At 42.6% G+C, this 6,139-nt stretch carries 6 protein-coding genes; all 6 read left to right on the top strand.

Annotated features, from left to right (window positions below; all coding sequences use genetic code 11):
• Positions 1–114: 114 nt before the first annotated feature.
• On the top strand, positions 115–2,520 hold the full coding sequence (gene pheT, locus ACLOR3_RS07535; protein ID WP_411399900.1) for a phenylalanine--tRNA ligase subunit beta: 2,406 nt from the start codon (positions 115–117) through the stop codon (positions 2,518–2,520).
• 234 nt (positions 2,521–2,754) lie between these two features.
• Positions 2,755–3,063: a hypothetical protein gene (locus tag ACLOR3_RS07530; RefSeq protein ID WP_061455075.1), complete on the top strand. Its 309-nt coding sequence runs from the start codon at positions 2,755–2,757 to the stop codon at positions 3,061–3,063.
• A gap of 13 nt (positions 3,064–3,076) precedes the next feature.
• A complete protein-coding gene (locus ACLOR3_RS07525; protein ID WP_003002675.1) occupies positions 3,077–3,286 on the top strand; it encodes a helix-turn-helix transcriptional regulator in 210 nt (69 codons plus the stop codon).
• Positions 3,287–3,339: 53 nt separating this feature from the next.
• Positions 3,340–4,062 carry a DUF3169 family protein gene (locus ACLOR3_RS07520; protein ID WP_195213740.1) on the top strand — a complete coding sequence of 241 codons (723 nt, stop codon included), beginning with the start codon at positions 3,340–3,342 and terminating at the stop codon, positions 4,060–4,062.
• Positions 4,063–4,073: 11 nt separating this feature from the next.
• Positions 4,074–4,967: an ABC transporter ATP-binding protein gene (locus ACLOR3_RS07515; protein ID WP_411399899.1), complete on the top strand. Its 894-nt coding sequence runs from the start codon at positions 4,074–4,076 to the stop codon at positions 4,965–4,967.
• A partial coding sequence (locus tag ACLOR3_RS07510) for an ABC transporter permease (RefSeq protein WP_412037110.1) occupies positions 4,964–6,139 on the top strand: 1,176 nt, incomplete at its 3' end. The genes ACLOR3_RS07515 and ACLOR3_RS07510, both read left to right, overlap by 4 nt.

Below are 6,139 nucleotides of genomic sequence, written 5' to 3'. Positions count from 1 at the left end.
ACCTTCCTAAGCTAGCCTCGAGCTGGAAAACACAAAATGAAAGGATCAAAACGAGGGTGGATGGAGATCTAGGAAAGATAACTAGATTTCTGCTTGGCCCTTGGTATCTTACATATGTTAGTTAGTTATAAATGGTTAAAAGAATTGGTGGACATTGATGTGCCATCACAAGAGTTGGCTGAAAAAATGTCAACCACAGGGATCGAAGTAGAAGGTGTGGAATCACCTGCTGCTGGTCTCTCAAAAATTGTCGTCGGAGAAGTCCTGTCTTGTGAAGATGTGCCAGAAACACACTTGCATGTCTGCCAAGTCAATGTGGGTGAAGAAGAAGCCCGTCAAATCGTCTGTGGAGCACCAAATGTGCGTGCAGGCATCAAGGTCATGGTAGCTCTTCCAGGTGCTCGCATTGCGGATAACTACAAGATCAAAAAAGGGAAAATCCGTGGTTTGGAATCTCTCGGAATGATCTGCTCACTTGGTGAATTAGGGATTTCTGACTCCGTTGTACCGAAGGAATTTGCAGATGGGATCCAAATCTTGCCTCAAGATGCTGTTCCTGGAGACGAAGTCTTCTCTTACCTAGACTTGGATGATGAAATCATCGAACTTTCCATCACGCCTAACCGTGCAGACGCTCTTTCTATGCGTGGGGTAGCGCACGAAGTAGCAGCGATTTATGACAAGGCAGTCAAGTTCAAAGACTTTGCTTTGACTGAAACGGACCAAACCGCAGCAGATGCTCTTTCTGTCAGCATCGACACAGATAAGGCACCTTACTATGCTGCTCGTATCTTGGATAATGTGACCATCGCACCAAGTCCACAATGGTTGCAAAATCTTCTCATGAATGAAGGTATCCGTCCGATCAATAATGTGGTTGACGTGACCAACTACATCCTTCTTTACTTTGGTCAACCGATGCATGCCTTTGATTTGGATACCTTTGAAGGAAACGACATCCGTGTCCGTGAAGCGCGTGCAGGTGAAAAATTAGTAACCTTGGATGGTGAAGAGCGTGAGTTGGAAACAAGTGATCTCGTCATCACTGTTGCTGACAAGCCAGTAGCCCTTGCAGGTGTCATGGGTGGTCAGGCTACAGAAATCTCTGAAAAGTCTAGTCGTGTCGTCCTTGAAGCTGCTGTCTTCAATGGCAAATCTATCCGTAAGACTAGTGGTCGTCTCAACCTTCGTTCTGAATCATCTTCTCGCTTTGAAAAAGGCATCAATGTGGCAACAGTCAATGAAGCCCTTGATGCGGCAGCGAGCATGATTGCTGAACTTGCAGGAGCAACTGTTCGTAAAGGTATTGTTTCAGCAGGTGAATTGGATACTTCTGATGTAGAAGTTTCTTCCACTCTTGCAGACGTCAACCGTGTCCTTGGTACAGAACTTTCTTATGCGGATGTAGAAGATGTCTTTCGTCGTCTTGGATTTGGTCTTTCTGGAAATGCAGAAGCCTTCACTGTCAGCGTTCCTCGTCGCCGTTGGGACATCAAGATTGAAGCTGACCTCTTTGAAGAAATCGCTCGTATCTATGGCTATGACCGCTTGCCAACTAGTCTTCCAAAAGACGATGGGACAGCAGGTGAATTGACTGCGACACAAAAACTCCGTCGTCAAGTTCGGACTATTGCTGAAGGAGCAGGATTGACAGAAATCATCACTTATGCTCTTACAACTCCTGAAAAAGCCGTTGAATTTACGACTGCCCCAAGCAACTTAACAGAGCTCATGTGGCCAATGACAGTGGACCGTTCTGTCCTCCATCAAAATATGGTTTCTGGTATCCTTGATACAGTTGCCTACAACGTTGCACGTAAGAACAAAGACTTGGCTCTCTACGAGATTGGAAAAGTCTTCGAGCAAACGGGTAATCCAAAAGAAGAATTGCCAAATGAGATCAATAGCTTTGCCTTTGCCTTGACAGGTTTAGTCGCTGAAAAAGACTTCCAAACTGCAGCAACACCAGTTGATTTCTTCTATGCTAAGGGAATCTTGGAAGCCCTATTTGCTCGCTTGGGTCTTGAAGTGACTTATACAGCAACCTCTGAAATCGCTAGCCTCCATCCAGGACGTACAGCCTTGATCTCTCTCGGTGACCAAGTTCTTGGTTTCCTCGGGCAAGTACACCCTGTGACGGCAAAGGCTTACGACATTCCTGAGACTTATGTAGCTGAGCTTAACCTTTCAGCTATCGAAGCAGCCCTTCAACCAGCTGCTCCATTTGTGGAAATTACGAAGTTCCCAGCAGTCAGCCGTGATATCGCCCTTCTCCTCAAAGAAGAAGTGACTCACCAAGATGTAGTCGATGCCATCCAAGCTGCAGGCGTGAAACGTTTGACAGATATCAAACTCTTTGACGTCTTCTCAGGTGAAAAACTGGGTATCGGAATGAAGTCCATGGCTTATAGCTTGACCTTCCAAAATCCAGAAGATAGCTTGACCGACGAAGAAGTCGCACGCTACATGGAAAAAATCCAAGCATCACTTGAAGAAAAAGTAGACGCAGAAGTGCGTTAAATTGTAAAAAGATGAAACAGTTGAGAATTTCTCAGCTGTTTTTTTCTTACAGGATTTGTAAGTTATTGGCCTTGAAACCCTATTAAAATAGAGAAATTCCTTTAAGTACTCAAAATATCTATGTCAACCATCTTTCTATTTTTGACAAATATTTTTATTTTCTTGACAAATATACTTGTCAAAAAGAAAAAGAAGTGTTACAATGATTTTAGTTGAAAGAAGGGGAGGTTTCTTATGGGAGCCATATGGATTCTTTTTATCCCTTTTCTGATTATGGTTTATGCGAGCTCAGAAAAGAAGATTAAAAGGTTAAACAAACGTATTAGACGATTAGAAAAACAAGTGAAAGGAAATCAAGACATGTCTAGAATTTTAGAAGAATTGAAAGGCCAAACGGCCACGGTTACAGTGAGTGGTGTTGGATTCGAGTATGAAATTTTGGATATCGACGAAGATTGGGTCAAACTGACTCGTGTGAATAATAAACAACAAAGAGAGACAAAATTAGTTCGCATCGAAGATATTCAAGGTATTCAACTATAAGGGGGCGAAAGCCATGATCTTAAAAAATCGACTGAAAGAGCTGAGGGCGCGTGATGGGCTCAACCAATCCGAGCTAGCTAAGCTAGCAGGGGTCTCGCGCCAGTCCATCAGTCTCTTGGAGCGAGGGGAATACACCCCTTCGGTTATCATTGCTATCACCATCGCCCAAATTTTCAAGGAACCGGTGGAGAATGTTTTTAGTCTAGTAGAGGGAGAAGAATAAAAGTGAAAAAGAAGTATAAAGAAAGGTCAGCCCGTTTTCGTTTCTGGAGAAACATGGCCTTGATCCTTTTTGGAATAATCATTGGCTTTTTGACAGGTTATTTTGGTTCAGATCATCCTATTGAAATCCAAAAGCTATTTGATCGAGATATGCTCTATATAGGGTCAATCATTTTATATCTGGTGAGCTTCGGAATTGCGTCTACTTATCTCTTGTCGTCCCGCCAGTCTTATCAAATGATGGAGGAGACAGAAGATGAGGACGAAGCCTACCATTATGAAAGTCAAACGAGAAGGCTTTATGACTTGGCCGCGATTTTCAAAGGCATCATGATTGTTCCCTATCTATTAGTGATTTTCTTTTCTTGCCAAAAACTAGTCTATGAAGAAAAACTAACAGGTGTTTTTGGGAAATACACCATCCCGCTTATTTTCCTTGCTTTGCTCCTTCTTACTTTTGGACTGGAACATCAGTTTCGAAAAACCTTCAAACAGATTTATGGAAAAGCAATCCCACGCAATGCTAGTGGGGCAGAAGTCCGTGAATTAATGATGAGCATGATGGATGAGGCAGAGAAACAAATTTGCTATGAGGAGAACTTCGACATTGTCTTTAAGTTAAGCAATTATGTCTTACCGATTTCCTTAATGGCGATATTCTTAGTTGGCATTACATTTCAGGCAGATATCTTGTTAGCATTAGTAGTTGTATCACTGATTTATGTCTATATCTTGGTCTCTCAGTACAAGATTACCAAACGTTACTATAAAGAGTAGAGGAGTTTTCTATGTTAGAAATCAGAAATTTAGAAAAGAGCTTTGGCAAAAAACAAGTCTTGTTCGGCATTGACTTGACTGCGAAAAAAGGATCCATCTTAGGTTTGATCGGGAAGAACGGAGCAGGGAAGACCACCATCTTCCATAGTATCCTCCGCTTCCTTGACTACAGTGGCGATATCCAATTGGATGGAAAAGCAATCAGCCAAGAAACCTATAAGGAAATTGGTTACCTGCCAGAAGAGCGGAGCCTCATGCCTAAGTTGACCATCTATGAGCAAGTCCGTTACCTTGCCAATCTCAAAGGAATGTCAACAGCTGAGGTCAAGGAGAAACTTCCAATCTGGATGGAAAAACTCCAAGTAAAAGGAAAATTAACCGATAAGATCAAGAGCCTCTCAAAAGGGAATCAGCAAAAGGTGCAATTGATTATTACCATGATCCATGAGCCAAAATTGATCATCCTAGATGAGCCTTTTAGTGGACTGGATCCTGTCAATACAGAAGTCCTCAAGCAGGTCATCTTTGAAGAAAAAGAACGAGGTGCAACTATTATCTTCTCAGACCACGTCATGACCAATGTGGAAGAACTCTGTGATGAGTTGGTCATGATCCGTGATGGATCAGTGATTCTCTCAGGTCCCGTACAAGAAGTTCGTAATAGCTTTGGCAAGACTCGTCTCTTCGTATCCAATGACTTCAGTCAAGAGGAGTTGGAAGCAATGCCTCATGTGACGAAAGTAACTATGACCAAGCAAGGTCTATGGAAGTTGGTATTGGATGATGAGACAGCAGGTCCAGACCTCTTTGACCAGTTGACCAAGGGTCGCTATCTAGCAACCTTTGACCAACAAGCCCCAACCATTGATGAAATCTTTAAATTAGAATCAGGAGTAGAAGTATGAAACAGATGCTGATTGTTATCAAAGAAACTTATTTACGCCAAGTGAAATCATGGAGCTTTTTCCTGATGGTTCTTTCTCCCTTTCTCTTCATTGGATTGACGATTGGAATAAACTATTTCGTTGGCTCTTCTACCTCTGCTAAAAGCAACATCGCCTTGATTACAGATCAAGCTCCTGTCAAGGAAGGATTGAAAGACACCGATGGCTTGACCTTTGACTATAAGGATGAAGCAGCAGCTAAAAAGGCCATGAAAGAGGAAGAAATCAAAGGTATCCTCACAGTTGAAGAAAAGAATGGCCAGCTAGAGGCTCGCTACCAGAGTGAGGATGCCATGAAGCCAGATTTCAAATCAATCGTCATGGCAAAATTGAGTCAGGTCCAACAAATGCTCAATGTTTCTAAGGCAGACTTAAGCCAAGAGCAGTTAACAGCCCTTTCTCAACAGGTCTCATTGACTGAAAAAATTGATGAGAAGAAAGAAGGATTGAAAATGGTGCAGACCATGGTAGCTGGAGGAATCGGTTTTCTTCTCTACATGATTCTGATCTTTTATTCAAGTATCACTGCTCAAGAGGTAGCCAGTGAAAAAGGAACTAAGATCATGGAAGTGGTCTTCTCAAGCATTCGCGCAACTCACTATTTCTATGCTCGTATGATTGGTCTATTCGGAGTGATTTTTACCCATATTGGTATCTATGCAGTAGGTTTGGGAGGTGTTTGGATCTTTAGAGATTCCATTCCGCTTGTGAAAGATATTTTATCACCAGACTCTCCTATTACTCAACATATAGGACAATCCATTTCCTTGAATACCTTCTTCTTTATCATTCTCGGAATCTTCATGTACGTGGTTCTCTCAGCTTTCCTAGGCTCAACAGTTGCTCGTCCAGAAGATACAGGGAAGGCCCTCTCTCCTCTGATGATGTTGGTGATGGTTGGATTCTTTGGAGTGACTACCTTGGGTAGCGCTGGTGATGTCCCTCTTTTGAAGATTGGATCTTACATTCCATTCATTTCAACCTTCTTCATGCCATTCCGTACGATCAATGGCTATGCAAGTGGACTTGAATCATGGGGTTCATTCGGAATCGCCTTGGCCTTCACGCTCCTCGGCACCATGATCATTGGAAAAATCTATTCTAGCCTCATCTTACAAACGGATGACTTAGGC

The sequence above is a fragment of the Streptococcus intestinihominis genome (assembly GCF_046824975.1).
In the GTDB taxonomy this organism is placed as follows: Bacteria; Bacillota; Bacilli; order Lactobacillales; family Streptococcaceae; genus Streptococcus.
Note: the sequence above shows the minus strand (reverse complement) of the source record. Positions and strands in the feature narration are given on the sequence as shown.